Consider the following 25,864-nt stretch of genomic DNA (forward strand, 5'->3'; position numbering starts at 1 on the left):
GCCGCGACGATGGGACCAAGGTTGCACAACCGCCACCACCTGGACAAAGAGCTTCGCGACCGCGGCTACAAAGGCAGCGCGCGGTGCGCAGGCTCGTCCAGCGCCCTCGTCGCCACCGGTGCCGACACCCGCCAGGTCACCGGCTGGATGATGAAACCCTCCGCCGATGACCTCACCGCCGACGAGAAGCAACACCTGTAGCAGAATTCTGAACCGCAGCGGCGCCCGTCGCTATGGAGAACCGGATCGTCAGCGACTTCGCCGGCATGGTCCGCGAACGCCCGCAGACGCCACCTCCACGCATGGATCCCCGCCGCCACCGACAGCGGCATCACCCATCGGCGCAGCTCGGCGAGCGGGCTGCTCAATGACTACGACGCCGTCCGCAACGGACTCACCCTTCGACTGGAATAGCAGCGCGGTCGAAGGCAACGTCAAACGCATCAATATGATCAAGCGAACCTTGTACGGCCGAGCGGACTTCGATCTCCTCCGGGCCCGCGTGCTTCTGGCGGACCCACCTACGAAATCATCGAAAGTGCGCTCGAACCACTTTCTCATGGCCACGGACACATATCGAGGGACACAGGGCGACCACAGCGGAGCAGGTTCACGCATCCGCGATCAATTCGTCGTCCATGTTCCCCCGGCCGAGCATCCCTGAATCAGCTCGCAGTAGAGGTTATCCCACTGACACACCGCCACCACCGAATCTCCGGCAACGCTGCATATCGAGCGGTTGCAGTGTCACCCCGGTCGCGTGGTGCATTGGTGGCTCACAGGTTCCGGCGCGCGCGGATCCGGATCGGGCAACTCGTTTGCAGCGTTCAGCGCCAAGCGGTGACGAGATCCTCCGGGCCCCAGTGAATTGCGAGCGGGGGTAGGGCCCCGGCGGCAGTGCGCCCGCGCCGCCGGCTTGCGCGGCGGACCAGCCATGGACTCCTGACGGATGAGGACATCGGCGAAGACATCACCGAGACCCGCCGACCGGGATGGATCTCGAGACAGCGCAACTGTCCGGACCGGACAGCGAATTCAGGGTGATGACGTCGGATGATGGAAACAGCGTCGCGCATGAAGCGCCGGCGGATGACTTGAATGGGTAGGGTGAATGGCGTTGATCAAATCAGATAAGCACGTACAAACATCTGAATCCGACTCTGTGTCGGATATATTCACTCTGCTCGAGATCGGGGGCCAATACAAATATGGTCGAGGTAAATGTAAATTCCACGGATGACCGATGGTGGAAGCGCCTACCGGTCTCGATAAATTGTGCCTACGGGGATCCGCTGATTCGTCAGCAAGAGCAGGACACCGCAGAAAAACTGCATAGACTTCAGGCGGAGGATCATCTGGCCCCCTACGGGTTCTGCACAAAAGGACTTCTGTCCAAGCAGGGGGAAAGTCTGCTGTCTCAGATTCGTCGAACACCCAACCTTACCTTCAGATATTCGTTGACCGGGCTGGACGAAGGAAAGTACGACTGGGATTCCAGGATCGACACCATACAGCGGCTCCACGCGATCTTTCCGAACCGAATCATAATCAGTGTTCGCCCTATTATTCCCGGGCAAAACGATGACGAGGCCACGCTCGCACGCATACTCGACGTTGCCGCTGAAACCAGCGGAATTGCGATTATCGGCGGAATCCACGACAAGAATAAGCACAAGCAGCTTGCGCAGCGGGTCGATTCCTTCATGCGGCGATACTCCGAATCCATAGGCGTCAAGTACTTCTACAAGAGCAGTTGCTCCAGCGCGTACTTAACCGGCAGCCCCTGTTGGATGCACGTCGACAGACGGGCACCGATAAACCTGCACAGGCTTACTGAAATAGGCATCGATTTCGACCTGGTCCAGGACAGCGAAGGATGCACGCGAATACAGATAGCGCGCGGCACGACCGGAGATATAAATTTCATACGTTCGATCACCGCATCACGTCCGATTATCACCGACCTGATCAATAATTTCAACGTTATCAGCGGCAGTCCGCGTGATCTCGACATTGAGCACACATCCAGCTGGTATGTCTGGGCTCGTAATCTCCCACAGTGCCTGGGATGCGATTACTGCATAATCGACGATATATCTTACCTGCAGCGCAACCGTAAGAATCTCGGAGCCGATCCATCCGAAATTCGTGCAGCGCTCGACTACGGGACAGTTAGCGTCCATCAATACAAAGGCGGATCCTACGAGGCTATGTCGGCCCGGTCCGATCTAGGAATACAGTACGAGGATATTCGAGTCGCACGAGAGTGTCGGACCGAGTACTACCGGCAGCAATCCGAAATCGTATCGCATACTTCGGCCTGATCGGCCGAGGAAAATTCACCGCAAGAAGAAGAGAGGGGGTGTCATGGCAGGGCCACTTTCGACGAGCGTCGGACCAGTCATCGTTTCGCACGGACGGATCCAGCGAGTGCGGAAGCTTATTGCTAAGCTGATCCGCGGATAATTAGTGAGCTTTGTGTGTGCGGCGGCGCCGACCGCCGCACACACAAAGACTGATTTGAGGAGTGCCACCGTTGACGGCTATCACTTCAGCGATCATGCGCAAGACCATGCGGCTGGTCAACAATGCACCCATTGTGTCGATCTCGGGCATTGACGGATCGGGAAAGTCAGGGCTTATCGAGGCATTGGTAAGAAAGTTTCGGGAAGCCGGGATCAATGCCGCGAGTATGCGCTTCGATCTGGAGGACATTGTGTCGGGCTACTCTCTGCCCGACTACATATACTCGCTACATGCCAGTGCAGACGAGCGCATCGCTGAGGAAATTATCGCAGATTGTATCGCATTCGAATACATGCGGTTCTATATGAAAGCGGTCGCGGCGCGTGAGCCGGACCTGGATTTGCTGATACTGGACCGATATCTTTGGGACTATCTTCTTACCAATGACATCGCATTCAATGCGCTGACAGATACACAACGTACGCTGATGAAGGTTCTGCCGATGCCGACGGTCAGTATTTTTCTCGACTGCGATGTCGAGATCACATTGGCGAGAATCATGAATCGTGCGCAGGTCCGGACGAAGCTCGAGCGGGAAGACATACTGAAGATAAAGCGGCAGAGATATATCCAGCTCGGAGCCGAAATGGGTGGAGTTGTCATCGATGCCGCACAGTCGCGGGAGCAAGTACTGGAAGACGCGATGGCGGCGGTCCTTCCGCACGTCGTAACGTCCGAGGCGAATATATGAATGAGCACACCCGCCGTGCTCGCGCGACGGGCCGCCTGCGGTTCTTCCTCGCGGCAATGTTCATTTCGAGTTTCGGCACGTATCTAATGCCCAACATCATTGCATACACGATGTTGGAATCCAGCGGCAGCAATCAACGGTGGTTCGCCACGATCTTTCTTATCGGTCAGGTTCTCCCATTCCTTGTCACACTGTCTCTTGCGAGCGTCGTAGACCGCGCCGGCCTCTATTCTAAGCTGCTCGCAACGCAATCCGTTCTCGCCCTCTCATGCTTTACCTATGCGGCATTCTCGCACTTGTATCAGTCGCGGATCATGTTGATCATCGGACTGCAGGCTGTTCTTACCGCGCTGGCTGCGATATCAACGCCTGCCGTTACCCGCAGTCTCACCATAATAGCCGTCGACGACCAGTGGCTGGAGGAAGCGGCGAGGAAAACCACGCTGTATCGAAGTGTTTCCCAACTCCTGGGGCAAGGGCTTAGCGGAGTTCTCCTGGCCGCCGTCGGTGCAGGGATTCTGGTAGCCATAAATGGAGTCAGTTTTCTGGCGATGTTAATGGCAGTATTCTTGAATCGTCATAGCTATCGGGAGGCCGATCGGCAGGAGGATATCGCTAGCCGAAGACCGGCGATAGGAGGGGTTCTAGGGCCCCTGGATGGGCGGCCGAGCTATCAGCTCAGTCTTCTATATCAGCTTCTCGCGAACATAGTGGTGGTTCACCCGTACCTCATCTTCACCCCAGTGATCCTCAGTCAGCGATTGGGTGTTTCGGATGCTGCCGTACGTTGGGGTGTGCAGGGAGCTGCTTTCGCGTTCGGCGCAATCGTCGGAGCGGTCATCACGAAACGGTTCAAGTTCAGCAACAGGCTGTCTCTCTCTGTCGGGTCAGGTTTTCTGGAGATTCCTATGATGGCGATCCTGGCTTTAGCTCCGACGTCCGTCTTACTGATACCAATGGCAACGGTCAGCGGTTTTCAGAGCGCGGTCAGCCGTATTCTGTTCTCGCAGCAGATGTTCAAAGACTTCCCAAAGAATGAGGTAGGCCGCATGGCATCGTTGGGAAGTCTTACTTGGATAACTTCTTCAGCGATCGTCTCTTTGGCCAGCATGGCAATAGGTTCGAATCATTCGACCATTTTGTTCACCACGTTGTCCGTGGTGAACGTGCTCGTTACCGCCGTGTTTCTGACTGCCGTAATACGAAGTGAGAAAAACAATGAGGAATTTGCAACAATATGACACGGATGCCGACTCGGTGGCCGTTAGTTGCGCTACCGAGTTGGATCTCGTCAAGGCGAGGAAATTAGGTGTGCAGACAATTCTCGTTGCGGGGCACGTGAATGTAGGCGTTGAACACACCCACCTCGTCGATTTCCTAGAAGTTTCAAACGAGTTTCCTTCGGACCATTTCACAACCGAATGCATACTGTCCGGGGCGCGGGCCGTACGCTCCGCCACAGACGGTATGACAGTCCGGCCCGGGAGTTGCTACGTCATTCATCCGAACGGTTTGGCGGAACCGTTCAGCGGAGCTGAGCCAGCCCTCATTGGATTCCAACCCAGCGCGCACGCGATACACAGCGCAACCCAGGGAACGACGGTGCCGACAATGCTTGCCATGGACCGATTTCATGGATTCGACAGACAAACTCTCCTTCATTCCGACTATATCGGACTGGGTCCTGTTCGAATGGAAAGACTGCTGACATCGACTGACAGATCCTACGCGCTGCGGCAGCTCGGCCGAGGTCTACCACGCGAGTCCGTGCGATCGATCACCACAGCCGTTCAGAATGCGCTCATTCCGGCTCTCGAGCTCGCAGAGTCGGAGCACCTGCCGCTGTACATCAGGCTTCCACTCTACCGATGGGAAGAGGAGCTCGCTGTCCTCGACGGCCGGGAGGGCGCAGTGCCGAGTCCGGACATTCTGAGCAAGTTCTATGAAATTCACATCCGAGGTCTGATCTCGGCGGTGCGCAGGTACTCCGGTATCGAATTGACTCTCGTCGTCCCTATGTATCAGAACGAGTCCCAGGTGATATCGGCCGTGGAAATTGCAAATGAGATCGGCAGTCTGAACTGTGGTCGACCAGGCGTGGGAATTGTCGTCGAGACACCCTTCTCATCCATTTCCTTCGGTGATGAATCCCCGCGTCCATCTACTATCTGCGTTGGGACCAATGATCTCGCATGTGCGTTCACCGGGAGAACTCGCAAAGAACTCAACATGCTGAGCGCGTCGGAGACGGATGTGCTTATCGACCGATTGACGGACTACGTGCATACGGAGCTGGATTCGTTACTTCAGCGTTTCGAGGATCGCCCCAAGACGGTCTTTTGCGGAGCATTCGGTGCTGTACTGAGTAGTCGGCTCATGGCAAGAGGCGTAGCCGTAGATGCTGTGTCGACCCGGCCGAAGAACGGTATCAGATGAGATCACTGTCGGCGGCCGGCGCGTGGAGTATCTTCCCGGTTCGATCGGCGGGAAGTCTGCTGTTTCGCAGGCTCCCGCGTGAATATCAGAGGTTCCTGTTCTGGTCAGCTTGCGGTGATTACGCCTCGGCAGATCGCGCTCTAGAGGGAAGTAACGAATGCGTCGGGCTCGACCACTTACTGCTCGTGGCGTATCACAACAGTGTGCTTCCGGCCGTTGCCGCAACGATCGGAAATAGATATGACGGATTGATATCTGCTGCGGCGCAAGCGTCCGCGGAGCGATTGGCGCTGAGACAAAGTTACGTACGCGATGTCGAGGATCGCATCGTAGGCGCACTCGACGCGGATGATGTGCAATATCGCATCGTTAAGGGGGGAAGGCTCGCTCGATACTACCCGGATTCGGCTTTGCGATCCTATCGTGACATTGATATCCACATTCAGCGTGCGGACGATCTCCGGGCGGCGGTAGCAGCGTTGGGAAACCTGAAAGCCAGCATTTATCGCGCGCCCTGTTCGCTTGACGAACCGAATATGAAGGGCTTTGTATTCAAGTGTGCTGTGCCCGTCTCTGCCAATGAGTCTGTAATTGTCGAATTGCATATCGCGTCTGTACATCTGGGCTATGCCGGTGGTTGCTCGGCCAAACTCGATGAATCGGTCGAGCCGGGATCACCGGCGTATGACCTGCTGCTTCAATCGTGTGAATGGAGGAGTCGCTACGGCTGGTACCAGCTTCGCGATTACGCGGACTTCCATTTCTTGACCGGGGGCACCGGCGAGCTCCAGTCGTCAGTTCTGTCACAGGCACGCTCATCCGAACTCATCATGTCCCTTTTGGCTGTTGCCGCTGGTCATAGTTCGATGGTTGATGTTGCGATGGATCTACATCTGCTCGGGCGACGTGAGGCACTTGTAGGTCTTCTCCCGGAGTTATACCGGCGTTCCCGTCGTGCTCTCCTGCCGATACACGGCCTTCAGTCCGTATTTGGTATAGGCCTGTCGGCGAAGGCGGGTGTAACGACCTGGCTCGAGGGAGAATTGGACGCCGATGCCGTATCCGATGCTGTCGAATGGGTGAGACGTAGCAATGGCGATATCGGCTTGACATCACCCATGGGCACTATATTCCCGCCACAACAGTCAGTATCAGAGTTTTTGGGCGGCTAGAAATGAATAGCTTCGAATATGACCCGAAATCGACTGACTATACTGCAACTCGGCACATCCCAGATGACGTGAGCGCAGGTGTAGCGTCTGCAATACTGGATGAATGCACCGGGGCAATCCTTGATCTGGGGTGCGGTAACGGTCGTCTTTTATCTCGTTTCGAACGATCAGGCAGAGCAATTGGACTGGATCTGTCTATGGCGATGATACGGGAGTATCGCGGCAAAAACAGAAACGGGCGCCCGGTACCTACGGTGCGCGGTGATGTTGCACAGCTGCCGTTCGCTACCGAATCGTTCGGCGGTGTTCTTGTCGTTTCCGTGTTTCAGCTTCTGTCCAGCAGCGCCTTCGAGGCTTGCTTAGAGGAGATCGCCCGTGTGCTTGTGATCGGTGGAAGGCTGTATTATGGCTGCACACTTTACGAAGGTATGGATAGTCATCTGTTCGAATATGTTCGGTTTGCGTTACCGCAGTCATTGAACCGGTCGGTGGAGCGCTCCGAGGAGCGAATCGGATTCGATAGGATACCGTCGGGGATACTTCAGCGATTCAGTCTTGAAACGACCACATGTGTGGGCAGCTGGATGTATACGGCTCGAATCGACGATGTTATAGCTGATGTGTGCGCGAGGAAGTTCTCCGAATCGTTCGATTGGTCGACCGATACGATCGAGATGTACCGAGAGAGGGCATCGGCCTTCGTCGTTCGTTCAGGGCATAGCGCGAGCGACGAGATCTGTGTACGCAAGGTGTTCAACCTTACCCGATACCGTGGCGAAAGTGATGGGCGATCGGCGATGTCCGGCGACCAGTCACCGTGCGGTGCTGAGGATCCGCTCGAGAACCATTGGAGTCGACGTGGCACTTCACTCTCATTTCGTATTTGAACAGTTACGGGTGGATAGTCTCCAAGACGGTGGTATGACTTACCGCCTCGTGCGGGCATTGGGGTCGACTGATACCAAAGCCCCGCGGGGGCAGCCTGGACGGTTGTGTCAGTGTGTCGAATTGCTGCCCGGCGTGGCAGGGGCCCACTTTGCCGTGTCGGTTTCCGCGTGCCGTCGTGGGTTTCAATGGGTGCTGCGACGTTTGGCTGAGGGGCTGAGCGACGGCCCTGCCGGAAAACTGGTCATCGATACGCCGACAGCGGATGGCTGTAGATGCCTTACGGAAATCAGTCGTGACTATCTTACTCATGAGATGCTGTCGGAAGAGTTGGTTTCCAGCTTGTTGTATACGCCCGTCCGTGGCCTGTCGCATAACTATTGGTTTGCCAACCTGATTTGAAAGCCGCCAATGTTCGCATCCTCCCTCGCTGCAGTTAGGTACATACGATCTGCGCTGGCCGCCGGAATCGAAGGCGAAACGTCGTCGGAGCCGTTTCTATCCGTAGGCAAGATCCGCCGGAATCTGCGACTGGCCGTCGAGTTGCGAAGAATTCGCAATCGGTTCGGCAAGCTCGACTATGTCGGTTTATCCTCTCCGTGGATTCGCGATGTCGAGCTCTTTGCCAATAATTTGCGGTCGGTGTTCGTGTATGAAATACATCTCAATTTTGTCCCAGTGATGGTGGCGAATCTCCACAGCGTGTTCGGGTGGCATGATATTCGCTATTCGACAAAAGATATCTGTGAAGACTTGCGGAGAGGCAGTGTTCTTACCGCAGGGTGCTGCGACTTCAATTCCCCATGGATCATGAACTTGGATTTCTGCGCTGATGTGACGGCGGATCTTGTTATTGATGTGGCGTTCAGCGTCCGTGAGCGCGTTGCACGGCAATCAGCACCAACGGCGGGGATCGTGGCCATTACGTTTCGCTGTGCCGATCATGACTTTCCTTCGCACTTCCTCCGGGACTTGATAGCGTGTTTAACTGATGCTGGGGTTGACGTTGCTGCCGCAAAATCGAGTGTCTACCGCGGAAATCTGCGCGAGCTGATGGGACACATATGGGTTCGCATCGATCCAACAGGGCTTGCGAGCCAGGGCTCGAGCAGCCGGCCGGTATGAGCCGACACCTCTGCGAACGTGTTTGAGAACGCCGATTCGCGGGGTGTGGCGCTCGAGATTTGAGTGAACTGGTAGTGCAGTGATTGCTGAAGTCGCTGCGCTGCAGGAGTTCGTGCGTAATTTCCCGATCGAGTCTTTTTCGCCATGCCCGGCGACCGGCGAGTCCGGTGGTGACCGGGTCGCGGTGTATCTGTCGTCGTGGATGACCGACGCGCAGTGGGGCAGCTGGAGGGCCTGCTGCCGCCGTCGGGCAACACTACGGGCAAGTGCGGCAGACTCGAAAAGTGGTGCCGCCGTGCGCGGGCCGGGCGCCGCAGCCCACTGAGGCGATCATCGACTCCCAATGGTGCAGGGCGCCGACACCGTCCCCGCGGGAAGCCGCAGCTACGACGCTGGCAAGAAGATCAACGGCCCGCAAACGGCCACATCGCCGTCGACACCAACGGCCTGCTACTGGCCGTCGTGGTCACCATGGCGCCGATCCGGGACCGCGACGTGGCTGTCCGGCTGCTGACCGCGCTGCGAGCGGCGTTCGCCACGATCACGATGGCCTGAATCTCAATCTCCAGTCGATGCAAGTTCCCATCCATCGGAAATGGCTGCTGAAACCGGTGCCGTGCCCTGCGTCGGTATCGATTGTTTGCCGATGCAACCTCCAGAGTGCGGGGCGATGCCCAGCGAGGGCATTCAAGGAGTTGGGGCCGACGCCTACGTCACGCTGGCACGTACGACATGCACGAACGTGGGATCGCCTACGGGACGCGAGTCCTATGGCAACGGAGGCCTCGTAGTAGTCGCCGGAGTCACGCCCGGTCGGGGAGGGAAGCCGCCCGCACGGGCGAAGGAGGCCAGGTGAATCGGACACCATGAGTGATCGGGAGGCATGCGAAATACAGAGCGCCGCAACGGTGCTGGGTGTCCTGCGTGAGCACGGCAGGTGCGGAGTGCCGTGTGAGGAGTTGTATCGACAGTTGTTCGACCCGTCGGAGAGCCCGATGTCTCGCCGCCTCGCACGTAGCGCCGCGGTTGTCTGAGTACCGGCTCCCGAACATGTTCTGAGAATGAGAGAGGTGCGTCTGGCGTATGTAGATCGCACCCGAGTAGGAATCCGCCGGTATCGGTCATATCGGCGACATTGCGCGTGGTCGCCGCTGTCACTGGTACCAGCTCAGGCTGAGGGGTGGCCCGTGTGCCAGCTACATTGCGGACCGGTCGTACACGAGTGCATCACACCAAAACCCTACGCACTATACGGCGATCCAGCGCTGTTTCTTGGCAAGCTCGATACGTGCAGTTCTGAAAGAACCGGAAGCCTTCTGGAGCAGCCGTTCCGTGGGATCGATTGTACTTATGACATTCGGGCAGTCGAGAACGAAGAATGCATTGAACCCTCCATCGTCGATTGCGACAAGGCTGTAGCCGCGCGGCTCCAATAAGTTTGAATACGCCCGCAATGACGCTCCGAAATACCATGATCGGCCGACTTTATCGGAGTTTGGATCCACTGCAACCGAAGTGTTGTATTGAAAGATCTCTTGAAATTCGACTACAATAAGCCGTGGCATGTTGAAATCGAAACTCTTCAGGACCCAGTAGTCGAAGCTATCGATATCGAGCATCAGGACGTCGATCGGCTGGTCGCCGAACAGTTCTTCGGCGTTTTGGGCTGTGACCTTGCTGCGCAGGAGTCGGATATCTGCCCACTGAGTCTCCGGTCGTGATGCGTAGAATCGGGCAGATCTCCTGACGCGGCGGGCGGATATGTCCACGAGGCGACCGGAAAAGCCCCAATTCAGAAGTAGGTTGGCCGAGTTGCTCATTTCTGGGTTTCCGCAGCCTATATCCAGCAGTCGACGGTTGCCGTGTCCGATGTATTTCAGTATCGCGAGTATTATTCCGTCCTCATTATTCTGGCTGTACACAGAAATGTCAGATAGTGGGCTAATTTTACCGATATCGACAGGCGCCGTCGCGCAATCGATGGCGTTGTAATATGCCTGCTGCTGCAGATGTCGCGCAATAAACGTGACCGCTCGATCGGTGCTGTATCTGTCGATATTCGGAAACAATAAGAACTCCAGGTTTCGAACTGAAGGGGGTGCGACGGTATCGAGCACGGCAAATTTAAACCACAGGTGACCAAGTGGATTTCTGCCTCGAGCGCTTGTGGCTTTCAACCGTTCGACGGAACTCATGCATTTCCATCCCCAGATCTCTCGAACCGACTTGCCGAACCTTAGCCTTCCGGAACCCTGTGAAGTCAACTGGTATCGACACAAATCGCAGCTCACCAGGGTCGGATGCATGTCCGGTCCGGACAGAGGCGACTTGTCCGGGACGGTCCGATGCGACGGGAGATACGCGAAGGCGACCCTCGTCTAGTACTCCAGCGCGACTTCTGATCGGGCGTGGTGTGTCTGGCGGTGCGGGTGGCGCGTAGCCACTGCTGCACACAGCCGTCTGGTCTGCCCGTCGTACCGCGATGACCTGCTCGTTTTCGTGATCCGGCCCCGAGGCGATAGACTCGCGACGCCGCAAGGCACGCCGCCTTAGCTCAGTCGGTAGAGCGCTTCACTCGTAATGAAAAGGTCGGGGGTTCGATTCCCCCAGGCGGCTCCAGGTCAGAGGCCATTTTCGCTCTCCGCGAGGCGGTTCCGGGTAAGTCAACTTGCCAAGAACTTGCCAACGTGCGGGGAGCGATTCCTTTTTCAGCCGAAGAGCGCGGCCCCCGCCGCCTTCAGGTCTTCGGTGTGGGTGTCGGAGTAGACCGACAGGGACATGGACGGGTCGTGCCCGTGCCAGGCCGCGACGATGTGCACCGGAATTCCGAGCGTGAGCATGAGCGAGACCGACGTGTTCCGCAGTCCCTTCAGCTGGATACGCCGCAGACCGGCTGCCTTCGCGATCCGCTGGAACTCATCGGTGTAGCGCTCGGGCCGCAGCGGCGTCCCATCCTCGTGGACCGCGATCAGGCGGTCGTCGGACCACGGGATACCCAGCGCAAGGCATTCCGCCCGCTGCGCCTTCTTCAGGCTGCGCAGCGCTTCGGCCAGTTCGGCGGGCGGCGGGAGATCGCGACGGCTGCGCCGGGACTTCGGCAAGTTCTCCTCCGTCTCCGTGCCGACCGCTACCCGGCCCCGGCGGACCTTTAGCGCGGCGTCATCGAACCGCGACCACCGCATACCCAGTACCTCCGACCGCCGCATTCCGTACGTGGACATGAGCCAGCATGCATAGAGCCGGTGAGCCTGCGCGGCTGTGCGGAACCGCTGGACCTCCACCACGGTCCAGGACTTCGCCGCCTCCGCTTCGTCGTCGTCCTCCGGGATGTCGTCGGCGGGGCGTTCCACGAGCGCGACCACGTTGCGCGGCAACCGCCCCTGGTCCACGTAGGACTGAACCATCATGGACAAGGCCGTGAGGGTGGACCGCACGGTCACGGGCTTCACGCCGCGCTCCACCTCCGCCACTTCGGTAGCCGCGTAGACGCCGCGCCCTACCCGCTTCACCCGGCCGGTACGCACCAGCGCCGACAGGGGCGTGTGGATGTCCTTGCCGGGGAACTCCGCCTGAATCTCGCGGGCGTTCACCCCATCGGTGTGCAGCGCGACGAAGGCCGCTACCCGAGAGGACAGGGAATCAGGGTTGATCGCCTTGCGCTGGTCCACCCGGCCCCGGTTCAACATCCACGTGACCAGGGCGTCCCCGTCCGCCTTGGTGAGCTGCGCCAACTTCTTGCCGCCCATATAGCGCCGCGCCGGGAGCAGGTGTTGAACGTAGTTGTTGCGCGTGACCTGGCGGCGCAGGCGACGGCCCGCGATCCACTCATCGCACGCTTCGGCCACGGTCAGGTCCAGGGGGCGGATATAGGTTCCGGCCGCCATCTCCGAAGTGATCCGGCGGTACTCCCGCCGCGCTTCGGCCTGGGTCCGGTAGGTGAACTGCTGCCGGTCGCGGGTGCCATCCGGCTTGGTCCCCACGTCCACCTGGAAGTAGTAGGACGTCTTGCCGTTCTTGGCGGTGTGCGTGTTGATCGGTTCGGCGCGGCGCGTGCGTTTCTTCGCGGTCTCTTGTTCGGTCGTATCGGTCATTGCTGGGTGTCCTTACGGTTGCGGCGAAGTTCGCCCGCTGTCAGGTGTCCGCGCTTGCGGCATTCCTTCAGCCATTTGTCGGCGGTGTGTACGGTGACGTGTTTGCTCCGCGAAATGTATTGGCGTGCACTCATACTCATGCGCACTGCATCACGTGCGAGCTGGGCAACCTCGCCGTAGTGCTCGTCGCCATAGCCACGCGGGCCGGGCTTGCTGGGGACCGGTTTCTCGGGTCTGTTCATCCGCTCCCATTCGAACTCGCCGCCGTGACCGAACAGCGCTGTTGCCGCCGCCAGCCGCTTGAGCGGGATTCGGCGTAGGTCCTGCGGAGTGATCGGTATGTCTTCGTCGGACGGTCGAATCAACAACTCCACAACGTGCGACACACCGTCGATTTCGGCTGTGCGTATCTGGTAGTCGAAGTCGTGCCCGTACAGGTGAACCGCGAGCCAGAGGCGACCCTCGGACATTGAGAATCCGCGTATATCACCGGCTTTTGCATCAGGGGGTATGAATTCCCGTTCTTTGCGCGACATAAATCGTACCGTATCACGCACTGGACATTAGTACGTCTAGTCCAAACACTATGGACTATGCCGAACACAGATTCGATTGACATTCAGGCGATCAAGCGGAGTCCCACGGTCTCGATCGAGGTCGCGGGCAAAGCGCTCGGAGTCAGCCGCGCCTACGCCTACGAGATGGCCCGAAACGGCCACCTACCGACCATCTCTCTCGGCGTGCGCCGCAAGCGGGTACCGACCGCCGCGCTTCTGCGAATGCTGCAACTCAATGAGTAGGTCTGTGCGCCAACGTGATTGGCGCAGCGCACGGGATGAGCGGACGGACTCACGCAGGAAAGGAACAGCGCGGCAATGACACAAGGAATAACCCGCCCCGGCGAGGCAAACACCGGGGCGGAGATCGGTCGGTCGGACCATGGGCAGGATAGCGCGGAGCACGGGATCGGCGCATGCTGGCGTCGGCGGGGCGAGGCGGCGCGGCGTTTGGTGGGCGGTGATCCATGGCCGGTTCGCGATCAATTGCCCGCCCCGGAATTCCGGGAATTGCAGGCGTGGCAGGCGGCGGTCAAACATGTTGCCGCTGACAGAGTTACACCGATCATTCCTCCCGAGATCGCGCGGTCGCTGTGGCGACAGGGCGGGGAATCCCGCGCTGTGGCCGAATGGCTGTGGCGGGCCGGTGGGTTCGCGGCGTGACGACACAGGCGGTCAGGTTCTGGCAGGCGCGGGAGTCGTTGTGCCGTATCGAGCAGTTCGCGCGGGCGCGCCGTGCTGGGCCGTGGGGCACGCTCGGTGTGGTGCTGCTGCGCGGTGTGGCGACGGTGCCGCCTACGGTGTGGTTACCGCCCTCGGTCGGCGGGCGGGTGTCACTGAATCTGTTCGCGGCGCTGGTCGGAGAATCCGGCGCGGGCAAGGGTGCATGCGAGGCGGCGGCACGGGATGCGGTGGCGTTCTTCTACGACCGCACCGGGCATATCCCGGTGGAGGTTCCGTCGTTCCCAATCGGCTCGGGGGAAGGAATCGCACGCACGTTCCGCCCGGCCGGATGGGAGGAGGACAAACCGAACAAGCTCGACCGGGCGCTGTTCTGCGTCCCGGAGATCGACACCTTGTCGGCGTTGATGGGCCGGGCCGGGGCCACCCTCGAGGGCGAGGTGCGCAAGCTCTACAGCGGAGAGGCGATCGGGTTCAACAACGCTCACCAGCTCACGCGGTCGGTGGTGGCCGAACACAGCTACCGGGCGTGCCTGGTAGCGGGCGTGCAGCCGCTACGAGCTGGTGCGTTGCTGTCGGGCGCGGACGGCGGTACACCACAACGGTTCCTGTGGTTCCCGGTGACCGACCCCGACGCCCCCGACACCGCCCCGGACGAACCGGAATGCTTACGGGTGCATCTGCCGCAATGGGCGCCGGGACCGCTGACTATCCCCGACGCTGCCGCGCACACCATCGACCAAGCGCGGGTAGCTCGGCTGCGCGGCGAAACCGGCGGCGCGGCCGAGTTAGACGGTCACGCACTGTTGACGCGGTTGAAAGTCGCTGCCGCGCTGATGGTGCTAGAGGGCCGCACTGTCGTCAGCATCGAGGATTGGGAGCTGGCCGCAGCGGTGCTGGCGGTCTCCGACGCCTGCCGTGGCCGCGTGCAGCGCGCCACCATCGAGCAGGCGCGGCGCTCCAATCGGGCGCGGGCGCTGGCCACCGCCGAACGTGAGGAGTTCGGCGATGCCCGCAAGATGCAGCTCACCCGTGAGGGCATCCTTCGGTGGCTGGACCGACTCGGGGAAACCCGACCGGGAGCGCTGCGCCGTCGACTCAAAGACAGCTATCGCGGCTACTTCTACGAAGCCGCTGCCCAACTGTTGGCCGATGGGTTGATCATCAACGTAGGCACCGAGAACGCACCGATATACAGGCCTGCGCCCAAGGTACTCGAGCACCCCGGTACTCACACCAAGAAAGCCGCGTCTACCAGCGCAGATACGGTGAGTACCCCTGGTACTCGAGCACCGGCCGCACCCAGCGCCGCCGCCAATGCACGGATACCCGAGCACCCCGGTGCTCACATTTCGAAACCGGTGTCTGCCAGTGCCGATGAGGTAAGTACTCCCGGTACTCAACTACCCCCGGCCAATACTGTTGTCGACGTGTGCCGGGTACCCGGATGCGGTCAGCACCTGTTGTTCCCAGCCCCTGGGGAAACGCTGTGCCCACGTCGCGACGCAGCCCACGACACCGCCCGCACGGCTGCGGGTGCCGGTCACTGAGCACACCCCCGGCCGGGTTCAATGCCAACCCACAGGAAGCCAACACCCACACCGGTTCCACATCCGCGCCGAACATGAAATGGCCTGGCCCAAACGGTGTTTGCTGGGGAGAGGCGTTCGCCGCTGTCAGCGTGCGCGCGGTGGGAGCGTCAGTGCCCCGGGCTCATCCGGTGTGGGCACCTGGGGCGGCGTTAGCGGTGCGGACAGGGGTGGTGCGGATTGACCTGTCCCGGCGACCCGGGGCAGGGGCAACGGTGACGTCGCCGGGTTACGTGTAGCCCGATTCCAGGTAGTTGCTGAGCGCGGTTACCTGGGTCCTGGAGTAGACCACGCGCGTCGTCGTCGCGCTCCTGCTCGACCCGACGTCTGATCGCCCACACCGTGCGGTCCTCCGGTGTGCGCTCGGGCCAGAAGATCGCCGCGAACACCACGGTCAGGGGCAGGCCGAACACGATCACCCACCCGAGCGCGATCATCGGTGCACCCCGCCCAGCACGGACCAGCGGGCGAAAGACTCACGCGGGCAAGCACATTCGACATCGGCAAAACCCATCAGTCGATTCAGGGTTTGCGCGTCCAGGTGCGCCGAGGACGGCAACAGCACCACGTCGACGCCTAGCCCGGCGGCCTGTTCGACCAGACCGAGCACCGAGCCCGCATCGGCCCAGTGCAGCACGTAGCCCAATCGCCGCGCCAAACGGCGAATCTGGCCCGCGTCCCATTCCGACGTCGGTGATGTCGGGTCTAACCATGCGAGCGCTTCCATTGCCCCTGCGCCTTCCGCTGTCCGGTTGGTAGGCACCCACCGCCGAGGCAAGGCAATACACCCGGCGGCGGGGCTGAATTGCACGCTAGGCGTGCGAAATAGGGCCGCCCCCGCTTACGGTGGTTGCAGGGTGTCAGCAAGGTGTTCGCAATGTGTAAGCGGCCGTCACGCTCGGAGAAGGGGTGCGCGATGAACGATGCGCCCGTGCAGGGTCCGGCGCTTCGCGCCGCGCGAGAGGCGGCGGGGCTCGGGCTGCGGGAGTTCGCCCGGCGCACACACTGGAGCGCCGCCTATCTGAGTCAGGTGGAGCGCGGTCTACGCCCGGTCGGCGACGAGATACGCAAGGCGTACGCGCAGGCGGTGGGCGCCGAGCCCGACGCGCTGACACCGCCGCCCGGTGACCCGCTGCGCATCGCACACGAATGGCTGTTGAACGACCCGCCCCCGGTCGAACACATGGCGGCGGGGCGGCGCGTCGGCTCTGGCCTTGCCGACGAGATGGAACGGCGCGTGGTGGAGCTGCGCCGCCTGGACGACGTCGTGGGAGGGACCACGCTCCACCCGGTCGTCCGGTGCGACTTGGACGCCGCGCGGGCGGTAGTGCGCGACGGCTTGCACGCGCCGGAGGTCCGGCGGCGGTTGCTGCGGGTTGTCGGTGAGCTGTCGCAGCTAGGCGGATGGGTCTACGCCGACGCCGGGCAGTACCGGCGGGCGCAGGACGTCTACCTGGACGGCGTGACCGCTGCGAGCGAGGCGGGCGACAGACCGCTTGCGGGGCAACTGCTTTCGACCCTGAGCTACATGGTCGCCAACACCGGAGATCCGCGAGACGCCGCCCTGCTGGCACGCACAGCACTGCGCGGTGCCTCCGCCGATGCGCCGCCTGTCGTGCGTGCACTGCTGGGTGAACGGATCGCGTGGGCAGCGGCGAAGTCAGGGGACGCCGACGCCGCGCGCCGCGCGCTGGACAACGTGGACGACGAATACGACCGCCGCTGCCCCAGGGACGCCGAACCGGACTGGACGTACTGGCTGGATCGCGACGAGATCGACGTCATGCGGGCGCGCTGCGCGGTGGAGCTGGGAGACGCCGCCGCCGCCGAGGCGCTGCTGTTCCCGGTAGTGGAGCGGTACCCGGCCGAGAGGCGACGGGAGGCGGCGCTGTATCGGTCGTGGCTGGCCGAGGCGTATGCGCGCACAGGGGAATTCGACGCCGCCCGCGCGGCCCTGACGAAGGTGCCTGGTGATACCGGCTCGGATCGGGTGGACAGGCGCGTCCGGGACGTGGAACGCCTACTGACCTGAGCCCTGGTCGCCGAACGGCCCCGAAACCATCGCATCGGTTCCGAGGCCGTGCTCTGTCTCCGCCTGTCTGTTGCCGAAGCCGCCGTGTTCGCGCAGCTCCCGCCTGGTTTCCAGCCTGCCTAGAACTTGCCAAGACAGGCACGAACACACTGGACGTGCCGATACGCATCGGACACGAAAATGCCTCTGACCTGGAACCGCTGGACCTATCAGACGGGAGAGCATGAAACCGGGCTCACTCGTAATGAAAAGGTCGGGGGTTCGATTCCCCCAGGCGGCTCCAATTTTCCAGGTCAGAGGCTATTTCGGGGATCCTCGTACGTTGTACGGGATACCCAGTGTGCCAACGGGTGAAAAGCTCACCTCAATTCGGGGGCACAGCTGGTGATCCAGTCGTGCTCGGGTCAGCTGCTGCAACACATCATGCCGACACGATTTCGAAAACCGGATGAGTGTGGGCGTTGTCGAGGAATTGCTGTGGCGATGAGTCCGTATCCACATCCAGGTAGGGCAGCACGAAGAACCGTCGATACAGCGCCACAATGGGTTTCGGAACGTGTGGCGGCCCCGACGCCAGCGATGCGCGGAACAGCTCGGCCGCTTGGTCGGTGGGCAACTCCACGGCCGTCACGGTCTCGATGTGTCTGCCGTGACGCAGCGTCGCCTTCCCTTGTGCCGCGCGCAGGTTGCGCACCCAGTTCACTGTTCCATAGGACGCGATCAGATATCGTCGGCCGTGTTGTTCGAACAGTGCCAGCGGCGTGTGGATCGCGCGGCCGGTGCGCCGTCCGGGCACGGTGAGGACACGGAAGGTCCACATCGGCAATCCGGCGCGTATCACGGCCCGCATCCACGCGTTGGACGCCCGGACACCCCACCACGCTCGATACGGCTTGGCCATGAACTCGAGAGTTCACCTGCCAGTGGGTGAAGGCAAGGGTCGAAAGAACTCCCCAGCGAGCTGGTGTGTCTGGCAGGAAGTCGTCTATGTGCCGCGCCTGGATGTTGTCGAGCGCTGGCTGTTCGACTGCGATGCCGATCAACTGCTTCCAGGGCGGTACAGCCGGGGCGCGGCCAGTCTCGCTTGACCTTCACGTAACGGCAACTTTTACCGTCGAAGACGAGGCCGGACGGACCGGTCGCACGCAACGATGGGAAGCGTCATGAGCTGGTCGATCGCGGATGTGGCGAGGATGTCGGGTGTCACCGCCCGCACCTTGCGGCATTACCACGACATCGGACTGCTCGAGCCCGCCGACGTGGGCACCAACGGTTACCGCTACTACGAGCAGGAGCAACTGCTGCGCCTGCAGCAGATCCTGGTCCTGCGCGAATTGGGTCTGAGCCTCGCCGAGATCGCCGAGGCGGTCGACTCCGAGCCGGACACACTCGCCGCCCTCAAACGCCAGCACATCCGGCTGCTCGGAGAGCGCGACCGCTTGGCGCGGATGGCCGACACTGTGGCGCGCACCATCGCTGAACTGGAAGGGAAGTCGGAGATGACAGTCGAGATCAACCGCCCGGAGAACCTGTTCGAGGGCTTCGACCACGCGCAGTACGACGACGAGGCGCGCGAGCGCTGGCCGGAAGAGTTCGAGCAGTCCCGACGCGCCACCGCGACGATGACTGCCGAGGACGTCGATCGCATGCAGCGTGAGCTGACCGCGGCGATGATCCGTATGGCCGAGTTCATGGCCGCCGGTACGCCGGTCGAGGCCCCAGCGGTCCAGGCCGAGATCCACGCTCAGTACCAGGGCATGTGCCGCTTCTGGACTCCGAACCAGAGCGCGTACAAGTGCATGGGCAAGATGTATGTGGACGACGAGCGGTTCAAGGCGAACTACGACAAGATCGCCGAGGGCTTGGCCGAGTATCAGCGGGACGCGATGGTCGTCTACGCGGACGAGCAGCTCGGAGAGTAGTCCCTCGGCCGGAAGCCCCGGTCTTCCGGAAGATGCAGCGTCTCTGCCGCGGCCAGCAGCTGGTTCAGTGCAGTGAGATCCTCGGCGGTGAGTGCGTCGGCGACGCTGCTACGGAGAAGTCGCAGACTGGCCAGGGCGTAGGCGCCGACGGTCGGGTTGCGAGAACCTTCGATGTCGACGGTGGTTAGACATCCCAGGTGCGTAGGTTGTCAAGCGGCTTGTGTGTTTTGCCGGTGTGCCCAGGCGGTGTGTTCGTTGTAGGGGGTGTGGTGGCGAAGGCATCCGTGGAGGATGCCGACGAGGCGGTTTCCGAGGGCGCGCAGGGCTTGGTGGTGCAGGTCTCCGGCGGTGCGTCGCTGGTCGTAGTAGGCGCGGGCGCCGGGGCTTCGGGTGAGGGCGCAGAAGGCCCAGGCGTCGATGGCGTCGTAGAGGCGTCGGTTGCGGACATGTCGGGCCAGCACGGCGCGTTTTCGGCCGGAGGCGATGGTCAAGGGTGAGGTTCCGGCGTAGTTTTTGCGAGACTTGGTGGTGGTGTAGCGGTTCGGGTCGTCCCCGAACTCACCGAGCACCCGGGCGCCGAGGATGACACCGAGTCCTGGCAGGGAGAGGTAGATGCCGGCGTCCGGGTGTGTTTCAAAATGGGTTGCGAGCACGGTTTCGAGCTCGTGGATCTGGGTGTTGATCGTGGTGATGATGCCGACTGTGGCGTGGGTGGTCGCGGCGAACGCGGTAGTGACCGCGTCGGTTGCGTGCAGGTGTTCGGTGCGTAGTGCGGTCTGGATCTGCTCGGCGCGGGTATCGATATTGCGTTGGCGGCCTGCGCGTTTGAGTGTGGCTCGGATCGCTGACAGGCTCAATCTGGCGCCTTGGGCGGGAGTGGCCGCGCGGGCGAGGACTGCCAGGGCGTCACGGTCGGCGAGGTCGTCGAACGCTGCCAGGGCGGCGGGGTAGTACTCGCGTAAGGCCGAGCGCAGTGTGTTGGTGTGCCGGTTACGGGCCCAGATCAGGTTCTGGTGCCCGCGGGCCAGGACTTTGATGGCCTCGGCTACGGGGCTGTCCCCGGCGACCGGGCGGTGGTTGTGCCGGTCGGTGCGGACCAGATCAGCGAGCAGTTTCGCATCACCGGCATCGGACTTGGCGCCTGAGGCGTGGTGACGGGCGCGGTAGCGGGTGACCGCGAGAGGGTTGATCGCATACACCTGGTAACCGGCCGCGACCAGTGCGTCGACCCAGAGGCCACGATCTGTTTCGATCCCCATCACCACCTGCCCGGGTTCGGCGGCATGGGTGGCGAGCAGGTCATGTAACCCACCGATACCGGCCAATCCCTCGGGTAGCCGGCGTGCTGCCAGCTTTTTGCCGTCTTGGTCCATCACATGGATGTCGTGATGATCTTCGGCCCAGTCATCGCCTACGAAGATCATCGATCACCTCCTCAACGCTGATCGTTCGAACCTTTTGGAGCCCAAGGCAACCCGGCGGCGACCTAATGGATCAGTGCTCAACTCTGCACGACATCCCATCAGCGCTTCAGGAAGCCTCACCGACCGGCCGGGGCACGATCTAACCCTAGGAATCCCACACTCGTTCCTGGTGGAGGAAGTACTCACCGACCAGCGGCTCGGGCGATCAGCTTGCCCACCACCGACCGCTACCGGCGGTAGGCTCGCCGATCAACTCCCATTAGGGTGCGGTGGTCTTCGAGGGTGAATCCGGCTGCGGTCAGTTTCGTCCCCAGTCGGCGCCCCGGTGTGGCACGTGCTCGGCGTGGTGCTGGTCGCTGATGGCATGGCAGCGTTCCTCGAGGCCGGGGCGGTCCTCGGGGGCGTTCTCGGGCAGGAAACGGGGGTAGCCGGCCAGCTCGAAGACAGCGAAAAGCTCGTCGCGGTGGTCGGGCTCGTCTTCGTGCTGCAGGAAGGTCCCGAGCGCGGCTGGACCGATCCCGCGACACTGATCGGCTCGGGCGTCGGCATCCTCGCCACCACCGGTTTCGTGGCATGGGAACTGCGTCGCCGTGCTGCCGCGTTGCTGGGCGTGCGGCTGTTCGGCGAGCCGTCCTTGGCCGGTGGCTCGCTGACACTGCTGGCCGTATTCGGTGTGCAGGCAGGCATTTTCGTGGTCCTGTTCCCGTTCTTCCAGGCCGTGCCCGGGCTGGTCGGGGCTGCGGTCCACCCTGGCATTGATGCCCATGGCCGTGCTCATGATGGCGGCCTCCGGCCTCGCCCCGAAACTGGCCGAGCGCATCGGTGCGCGAGCCACCATGGCCGCTGGAATCCTGCTTGCCGGTGCGGGTTTGGCGCTCATGGCAGTCATCGTCTCCGTCGACGGTCGCTACCTGTCCGTACTCCCGGGCATGCTAACCATGGGCATGGGCATGGGCATGGGCATGGGCATGGGCTTGTCGATGACACCGTCTACCGAAGCCATCACGAGTTCGCTGCCGCACGAGTGTCAAGGTGTCGCGTCCGCGCTCAACGACGTCACCCGCGAGTTGCACTCGGCGTCGCCCTGCTCGGCGCGCTGGTGTCCTCGGGTTACCGCACCGCGATCGACCCTCAGCTCACGGACGTGCCCCGCGATACCGCCGACGCCGCGCGCGAAGGCATCGCCAACGCCCTCGACGTCGCGAGCGAGGCTGGCACCTTAGACCCAGGCCCTGATCCGCGCCGCCCAGGAATCGTTCGTCACCGGCTGGCAACACGTCATGTGGGCAGGCGTCGCCATCATGACCGCACTCCTCGTCCATGTCCTCGCCCGAGGAGCGCAACGTTTCCATCCACCGCCGGTGAACGAGGCGGAAGACCAGGTCGCCGTCGCGCTGGACGGCAGAACTCGCCGCCGGGGTCACTCGTAAGGAGGTCGGGCGATTCCCCAGGCGGCTCCTACTTTCGGGTTCTGTCGATGACGGCGGGGGCGAGCAGGGCGGTGAGGGTAGCGGTGACGGCGGCTCGGGCGGCATTCGCGGAGAGGCCTTGATGGCGGCGCAGTACGTCCCAGGTCTCCCATGAAGCGGCGGCGTAGGCGGCCTCGCGGGCGGCGCGGTCGAGGCGCTCGAGTTCGGGGAGGTTGGCGCGCAGATGGGCGCGCAGGGCGGCGCGGCTTTCGTGTAAACGCTCGGCGAGGACGGCGGATTCGTGCTCGCGCAGCACGGCGGCGCGGCGGGTGCCCGAAATGCGCTCGTACAGTTCGGCTCGCAGTTCGACCAGGGTCTCGATGCGTTGACCCGGATCGCCGGTCACCGGACGGAGCAGGGGGAACCAGTGTCGCTCTATCTGCGTCTTGGCGGCGTCGGCATACAGCGACTCGAGATCGGTGAAGTGATGGAACACCGACCTGGTCGCGACCCCGGCTCGCTCGGCAACAGCCCGTGCGGTCGGCTGCAGATTGCCTTCTTCCGTGAGCGTCAGCACGGCATCGAGCACCGCCTGACGGTTCCTTGCCGCCCGAGCGGTACGTCCATCCATCGCGAATAACCCTAACAAGCCGCAGAAAAAGTTGCACTCATGATGCAAGAACATTTAGTGTCGGGATCATGCACGCACTGCGCACCCCGGAGCAACGGTTCTCGGATCTGCCGGACTTTCCGTTCCCACCGCACTATGTCGAGGTCGCGGCCGGTGACGGCGGCGACACCCGCCTGCGGGTGCACTACCTCGACGAAGGCCCGCGAGATGGCGAAGTCGTCGTACTGCTGCACGGCGAGCCGTCCTGGAGTTTCCTGTACCGCAGCATGATTCCGGTGCTCGTCGCGGCGGGCCGGCGGTGTGTCGCGCCGGATCTGATCGGTTTCGGCCGCAGCGACAAGCCCGCCGACCGAGCCGACTACACGTATGCCCGCCACGTCGAATGGCTGCGGGAAGCGCTCTTCGACCACCTGGATCTCGCGTCCATCACGCTGGTCTGCCAGGACTGGGGCGGTCTGATCGGGATGCGGCTCGTCGCCGAACATCCCGATCGCTTCGCCCGGGTGGTCACGGCGAACACCGGACTTCCCGACGGAACGGCAACGCTGAGCGAGGCCTTTCTGGCCTGGCAGCGGTTCTCACAGGTGACGCCGCAGTTCCCGGTTGGGGCCATTATCGAAAATGGCTGCCGGGCAAAGCTTTCCCCCGAGGTAATGGCCGCCTATGACGCCCCGTTTCCCGATGAGAGCTACAAGGCCGGTGCCCGCGCCTTCCCCCTCTTGGTCCCGACCCGGCCCGATGATCCGGCCGCCGCGGCGAACCGCCGGGCCTGGGAACAGCTGGCCCGCTTCGAGAAACCGTTTCTCACCGCCTTCTCCGATGGCGACCCGATCACCGCCGGCGGCGAGAAGATCTTCCAGCGCAAGATTCCCGGAGCTTCCGGTCAACCGCACACGGTGATCGAGGGCGCGGGACATTTTCTGCAGGAGGACAGCGGTCCTCGGCTCGCGTCGGTGGTGAACGACTTCATGGACGCTACCTCTCAGCACCCGACCGAAAGGCAGTAGGACACAATGTCGATCAGCAGGCGTGGGTTCTTCGGAAGCGGAGCGGCGGCGACCGCCGCGATGGCGACCGCCGCAATGACCACCGGGAGCCCGAGCGCATCCGCCCAGCCGCGCATGGACATTCACCCCGACAAGCCGAATATTCTCGTCGTCATCGTCGACGAGATGCGAACCCCCATGTGGTTCCCGGACCAGCCCGTGCTCGACACCATCCTGCCGAACATCGCCGGATTGCGGTCCAAGTCGGTCTCGTTCGAACAGCACTACACCGCCGCCAACGACTGCACTCCCTCCCGCGGCGCGTTGGTGACCGGCCTGTACTCACACCAGACCGGCTGTCTGTCGACTTCGACCTCGCAGCTGTCGCCGAGCTTCCCGACCTGGGGCTCGATGCTGCGTGAACAGGGCTACCGCACCTCATGGTGGGGTAAATGGCATTTGGGCCACGAAGCCGATACGACGCCGGGCGGGTTGGAACGCCACGGCTTCGACGGCGGCACCTACCCTTCGCCCAACGGCACGCCCGAGCAGGGCCTGCAGATGGACGGCCGGATCGTCGACCAGTTCGTCGACTGGTTCAATACCGATGCGGGCCAAGGCCCCTGGTGCACGACGGTGTCGCTGGTCAACCCGCACGATGTCCAGTGGTGGCCGCGCTGGACCCGGCGCACCTTGGCGTTCAACAATATCCCGCGCTGGATCGACACCCTGCCCGCCAATCACGAGACCCTCGAACAACTCTCGCGCAAGCCTCGGCTGCAGATGGCCCTGGTGCAGGTGTCGGCGGCGACCTTCGGCGTCGCCCCGTACGGCACGCCCGACGCCGACCGGGAGTGGATCGACCTGCTCAATCTCTACCTGTGGTTCCAGCAGCAGGTGGACATCCAGATCGGCCGGGTACTGACGGAACTGGCGACCCGTCCGGAGGTGGCGGCCAATACCGTGGTGGTGTTCACCTCCGATCACGGTGACTACGCCGGCTCCCACGGCCTGCACGGCAAGGGCGGCGGCGCCTACGACGAGGCCATCCGGGTGCCGCTGTTCGTCCACGACCCGCGCGGTGACCTCACTCCGGCGGCCGGCACCCGCACCCAGCTGACCTCCAGCATCGACCTCGCCCCACTGCTGCTGACCATCGGCGCGGGCGGCAACGGCTGGCGCGGCGATGACCGCTATGCCCATCTGGCCAGCAGACACGACATCGCCGCGGTCTGCCGCGACCCGCGCGCGCCGGGGCGGCCCTGGATCGTGCACACCACCGACGAACACTCCATCGAGGAAGCCGCGGTGCTGTTCGATCAGAACGCACCCGGCCATGTGGTGGCCGTGCGGACCGCCGACGCGAAATTCGTCCGCTACTCGCACTGGGTGCAGGGTTCCGCAGATATCGACCCGTCGCGCGCGGAGGAGTACGAGCTCTACGACTACTCGACCCGCGACGGTGAACTCGAACTGGACAACACCGCCGCGGCGGGCGGGAGCCTGCGCGATGCGATGAGCCGACTGCACGACCGAGCCGTCAGCGAAGAACTACACCGACCGCTGCCCGACTACCTGCAACAGGCACAGCAAGAAGGCTGGAACGACTACAACACGCAGACCGCCAAGCCATTCGGCGAGCAGCTCAGCGACTTCTTCCGCGACGGCATCGGCGCGAAGTAGCCCGCGGCACCGTGGTGCGGTCGC

At 62.2% G+C, this 25,864-nt stretch carries 26 protein-coding genes and 1 tRNA gene; 19 read left to right on the forward strand and 8 right to left on the reverse strand.

Annotated elements, in window-relative coordinates; translation table 11 throughout:
• Positions 1 to 9: 9 nt before the first annotated feature.
• From ACQP0C_RS02440 to ACQP0C_RS02485, 10 genes are all read left to right on the forward strand, one after another.
• Complete coding sequence (locus ACQP0C_RS02440; protein ID WP_433730127.1) at positions 10 to 201, forward strand: hypothetical protein; 192 nt, start codon at positions 10 to 12, stop codon at positions 199 to 201.
• A gap of 1,007 nt (positions 202 to 1,208) precedes the next feature.
• Positions 1,209 to 2,324, forward strand: coding sequence for a hypothetical protein (locus tag ACQP0C_RS02445; RefSeq protein WP_433730129.1), 1,116 nt, complete (start codon positions 1,209 to 1,211; stop codon positions 2,322 to 2,324).
• 212 nt (positions 2,325 to 2,536) lie between these two features.
• On the forward strand, positions 2,537 to 3,217 hold the full coding sequence (locus tag ACQP0C_RS02450) for a dTMP kinase (RefSeq protein ID WP_433730131.1): 681 nt from the start codon (positions 2,537 to 2,539) through the stop codon (positions 3,215 to 3,217).
• Entirely contained in the window at positions 3,214 to 4,458 is a 1,245-nt protein-coding gene (locus tag ACQP0C_RS02455; protein ID WP_433730133.1) for an MFS transporter, read from the forward strand. Before ACQP0C_RS02450 ends, ACQP0C_RS02455 begins: the two co-directional genes overlap by 4 nt.
• Positions 4,436 to 5,653 (forward strand): hypothetical protein, encoded by a 1,218-nt coding sequence (locus ACQP0C_RS02460; RefSeq protein WP_433730135.1) that lies wholly within the window; start codon positions 4,436 to 4,438, stop codon positions 5,651 to 5,653. The genes ACQP0C_RS02455 and ACQP0C_RS02460 overlap by 23 nt, the downstream gene beginning before the upstream one ends.
• Positions 5,650 to 6,825 carry a nucleotidyltransferase family protein gene (locus tag ACQP0C_RS02465; RefSeq protein ID WP_433730137.1) on the forward strand — a complete coding sequence of 392 codons (1,176 nt, stop codon included), beginning with the start codon at positions 5,650 to 5,652 and terminating at the stop codon, positions 6,823 to 6,825. The genes ACQP0C_RS02460 and ACQP0C_RS02465 overlap by 4 nt, the downstream gene beginning before the upstream one ends.
• 2 nt (positions 6,826 to 6,827) lie before the next feature.
• Positions 6,828 to 7,712: a class I SAM-dependent methyltransferase gene (locus ACQP0C_RS02470; RefSeq protein ID WP_433730139.1), complete on the forward strand. Its 885-nt coding sequence runs from the start codon at positions 6,828 to 6,830 to the stop codon at positions 7,710 to 7,712.
• Positions 7,713 to 7,746: 34 nt separating this feature from the next.
• Positions 7,747 to 8,112 (forward strand): hypothetical protein, encoded by a 366-nt coding sequence (locus ACQP0C_RS02475; RefSeq protein WP_433730141.1) that lies wholly within the window; start codon positions 7,747 to 7,749, stop codon positions 8,110 to 8,112.
• 9 nt (positions 8,113 to 8,121) lie between these two features.
• The gene (locus ACQP0C_RS02480) at positions 8,122 to 8,835 is read left to right on the forward strand and encodes a hypothetical protein (RefSeq protein ID WP_433730143.1); all 714 of its coding nucleotides are present in this window, start codon (positions 8,122 to 8,124) and stop codon (positions 8,833 to 8,835) included.
• Between the two features lie 198 nt (positions 8,836 to 9,033).
• The gene (locus ACQP0C_RS02485) at positions 9,034 to 9,390 is read left to right on the forward strand and encodes a hypothetical protein (RefSeq protein WP_433730144.1); all 357 of its coding nucleotides are present in this window, start codon (positions 9,034 to 9,036) and stop codon (positions 9,388 to 9,390) included.
• 692 nt (positions 9,391 to 10,082) lie between these two features.
• Here the strand turns inward: ACQP0C_RS02485 and ACQP0C_RS02490 are convergent.
• On the reverse strand, positions 10,083 to 11,030 hold the full coding sequence (locus ACQP0C_RS02490; RefSeq protein WP_433730146.1) for a hypothetical protein: 948 nt from the start codon (positions 11,028 to 11,030) through the stop codon (positions 10,083 to 10,085).
• Positions 11,031 to 11,378: 348 nt separating this feature from the next.
• On the opposite strand from ACQP0C_RS02490, the gene ACQP0C_RS02495 reads away from it, so the two are divergent.
• Positions 11,379 to 11,454: transfer RNA gene (locus ACQP0C_RS02495), tRNA-Thr, on the forward strand.
• 89 nt (positions 11,455 to 11,543) lie between these two features.
• Here ACQP0C_RS02495 and ACQP0C_RS02500 read toward each other — a convergent pair.
• Complete coding sequence (locus tag ACQP0C_RS02500) at positions 11,544 to 12,926, reverse strand: site-specific integrase (protein ID WP_433730148.1); 1,383 nt, start codon at positions 12,924 to 12,926, stop codon at positions 11,544 to 11,546.
• A complete protein-coding gene (locus tag ACQP0C_RS02505; RefSeq protein WP_433730150.1) occupies positions 12,923 to 13,462 on the reverse strand; it encodes a hypothetical protein in 540 nt (179 codons plus the stop codon). The genes ACQP0C_RS02500 and ACQP0C_RS02505 overlap by 4 nt, the downstream gene beginning before the upstream one ends.
• Before the next feature lie 57 nt (positions 13,463 to 13,519).
• On the opposite strand from ACQP0C_RS02505, the gene ACQP0C_RS02510 reads away from it, so the two are divergent.
• The 3 genes from ACQP0C_RS02510 (at position 13,520) to ACQP0C_RS02520 (ending at position 15,714) form a co-directional block, all read left to right on the forward strand.
• Positions 13,520 to 13,726 carry a helix-turn-helix domain-containing protein gene (locus ACQP0C_RS02510; protein ID WP_433730152.1) on the forward strand — a complete coding sequence of 69 codons (207 nt, stop codon included), beginning with the start codon at positions 13,520 to 13,522 and terminating at the stop codon, positions 13,724 to 13,726.
• A 75-nt stretch (positions 13,727 to 13,801) separates the two neighbouring features.
• Positions 13,802 to 14,146 (forward strand): hypothetical protein, encoded by a 345-nt coding sequence (locus tag ACQP0C_RS02515; RefSeq protein ID WP_433730154.1) that lies wholly within the window; start codon positions 13,802 to 13,804, stop codon positions 14,144 to 14,146.
• Positions 14,143 to 15,714, forward strand: a complete 1,572-nt coding sequence (locus ACQP0C_RS02520; RefSeq protein WP_433730156.1) for a hypothetical protein — start codon at positions 14,143 to 14,145, stop codon at positions 15,712 to 15,714. The genes ACQP0C_RS02515 and ACQP0C_RS02520 overlap by 4 nt, the downstream gene beginning before the upstream one ends.
• Positions 15,715 to 16,186: 472 nt before the next feature.
• On the opposite strand, the gene ACQP0C_RS02525 is transcribed toward ACQP0C_RS02520, so the two are convergent.
• On the reverse strand, positions 16,187 to 16,480 hold the full coding sequence (locus ACQP0C_RS02525) for a hypothetical protein (protein ID WP_433730158.1): 294 nt from the start codon (positions 16,478 to 16,480) through the stop codon (positions 16,187 to 16,189).
• 150 nt (positions 16,481 to 16,630) lie between these two features.
• On the opposite strand from ACQP0C_RS02525, the gene ACQP0C_RS02530 reads away from it, so the two are divergent.
• Positions 16,631 to 17,785, forward strand: coding sequence for a helix-turn-helix domain-containing protein (locus ACQP0C_RS02530; RefSeq protein WP_433730160.1), 1,155 nt, complete (start codon positions 16,631 to 16,633; stop codon positions 17,783 to 17,785).
• 421 nt (positions 17,786 to 18,206) lie between these two features.
• On the opposite strand, the gene ACQP0C_RS02535 is transcribed toward ACQP0C_RS02530, so the two are convergent.
• Positions 18,207 to 18,686 carry a nitroreductase/quinone reductase family protein gene (locus tag ACQP0C_RS02535; protein WP_433730162.1) on the reverse strand — a complete coding sequence of 160 codons (480 nt, stop codon included), beginning with the start codon at positions 18,684 to 18,686 and terminating at the stop codon, positions 18,207 to 18,209.
• Positions 18,687 to 18,948: 262 nt separating this feature from the next.
• On the opposite strand from ACQP0C_RS02535, the gene ACQP0C_RS02540 reads away from it, so the two are divergent.
• Entirely contained in the window at positions 18,949 to 19,707 is a 759-nt protein-coding gene (locus tag ACQP0C_RS02540) for a MerR family transcriptional regulator (protein ID WP_433730164.1), read from the forward strand.
• Between the two features lie 209 nt (positions 19,708 to 19,916).
• On the opposite strand, the gene ACQP0C_RS02545 is transcribed toward ACQP0C_RS02540, so the two are convergent.
• Together ACQP0C_RS02545 and ACQP0C_RS02550 are read right to left on the reverse strand one after the other, a co-directional pair.
• On the reverse strand, positions 19,917 to 21,131 hold the full coding sequence (locus tag ACQP0C_RS02545) for an IS110 family transposase (protein WP_433730166.1): 1,215 nt from the start codon (positions 21,129 to 21,131) through the stop codon (positions 19,917 to 19,919).
• A 298-nt stretch (positions 21,132 to 21,429) separates the two neighbouring features.
• On the reverse strand, positions 21,430 to 21,909 hold the full coding sequence (locus ACQP0C_RS02550; protein ID WP_433730168.1) for a hypothetical protein: 480 nt from the start codon (positions 21,907 to 21,909) through the stop codon (positions 21,430 to 21,432).
• Between ACQP0C_RS02550 and ACQP0C_RS02555 the strand changes: the two genes are divergently transcribed.
• Complete coding sequence (locus tag ACQP0C_RS02555; RefSeq protein ID WP_433730170.1) at positions 21,890 to 22,354, forward strand: hypothetical protein; 465 nt, start codon at positions 21,890 to 21,892, stop codon at positions 22,352 to 22,354. The two genes, ACQP0C_RS02550 and ACQP0C_RS02555, sit on opposite strands and share 20 nt — an antisense overlap.
• A 235-nt stretch (positions 22,355 to 22,589) precedes the next feature.
• Here ACQP0C_RS02555 and ACQP0C_RS02560 read toward each other — a convergent pair whose 3' ends face one another.
• Positions 22,590 to 23,171, reverse strand: a complete 582-nt coding sequence (locus tag ACQP0C_RS02560; RefSeq protein ID WP_433730172.1) for a TetR/AcrR family transcriptional regulator — start codon at positions 23,169 to 23,171, stop codon at positions 22,590 to 22,592.
• Positions 23,172 to 23,239: 68 nt separating this feature from the next.
• Between ACQP0C_RS02560 and ACQP0C_RS02565 the strand changes: the two genes are divergently transcribed.
• The gene (locus tag ACQP0C_RS02565) at positions 23,240 to 24,178 is read left to right on the forward strand and encodes a haloalkane dehalogenase (protein WP_433730174.1); all 939 of its coding nucleotides are present in this window, start codon (positions 23,240 to 23,242) and stop codon (positions 24,176 to 24,178) included.
• 6 nt (positions 24,179 to 24,184) lie between these two features.
• Positions 24,185 to 25,840: a sulfatase-like hydrolase/transferase gene (locus ACQP0C_RS02570; protein ID WP_433730176.1), complete on the forward strand. Its 1,656-nt coding sequence runs from the start codon at positions 24,185 to 24,187 to the stop codon at positions 25,838 to 25,840.
• The last annotated feature ends 24 nt before the right edge of the window (positions 25,841 to 25,864 follow it).

The sequence above is a fragment of the Nocardia sp. CA-129566 genome, from assembly GCF_050956075.1.
Classification (GTDB): domain Bacteria; phylum Actinomycetota; class Actinomycetes; order Mycobacteriales; family Mycobacteriaceae; genus Nocardia.